The organism is Streptomyces sparsus (assembly GCF_054776295.1).
In genome coordinates, this window is record NZ_BAAHCA010001530.1 from 1 (window position 1) to 738 (window position 738).

A 738-nucleotide genomic window follows, 5' to 3' on the forward strand; every position below is an offset into this window, starting at 1 on the left:
CTGCCGGCCCTCGGACGGCGGCCCGTGACGTGCGGGCGCCACGCTGTCGGCCTAACGTACCGGTGACGGAGCGTGGCGGGTCCGTCGCACCGGCCACGGTCGGCGGCCGCGCTCCGGGAGTGGAGGAGCGGTCGTGCGTCGTGCCGCCTCGTTGTCCGTGCTGCTGGCCGCGGCCACGTTGTCGATGCCGTCCGCGTACGCGGCGGACGCCGACGCGCTGCCCGGGCGGGTCGCGCCCGGGGACCAGCTGACCGTCGCGGTCAGCTGCGAGCCGCCGGACGGCCCCGCCCCCGCGAGCATCAAGGCCGTCTCCGCCGCCTTTCCCCGGGGCTGGGTACGGCTCGCCCGGGTCGACGACCAGGACGACCAGGGCGACCAGGGCGACCACGACGACCAGGCCGGGCGGGATGACCAGAGTGGGCGGGACCGGTTGATCGGCCCCGGCTACCGGGGCACGGTACGCATCGCGCCCGCCGAGCAACTGATCGGCCACGTCACGGACGGCAGCGGTGACCCCGACGCCCAGGCCGCCGCCGTTGGCTTCGAGCGGCCGGCGGTCTGGGGCGTCGACGGCCACTGCCCCGGCGGCGAGCAGTGGACCGCCCCCTTCCGGGTGGATCTGGGCGGCCCCGTCGGAGCGGTCCGTACCGGCGTGGGAAGTGCCGGGGACACCACCGAGGAGACGAACCCCACGGCCGTCGCCGGCGCCGCGCTGCTCCTGCTCGTCACAGCGGGCGG

At 77.0% G+C, this 738-nt stretch carries 1 pseudogene; it reads left to right on the forward strand.

Annotation, left to right across the window (positions count from 1 at the left end):
* Positions 1-133: 133 nt before the first annotated feature.
* Positions 134-738: pseudogene (locus ACYVE9_RS29435) on the forward strand (hypothetical protein); the annotation flags it as partial.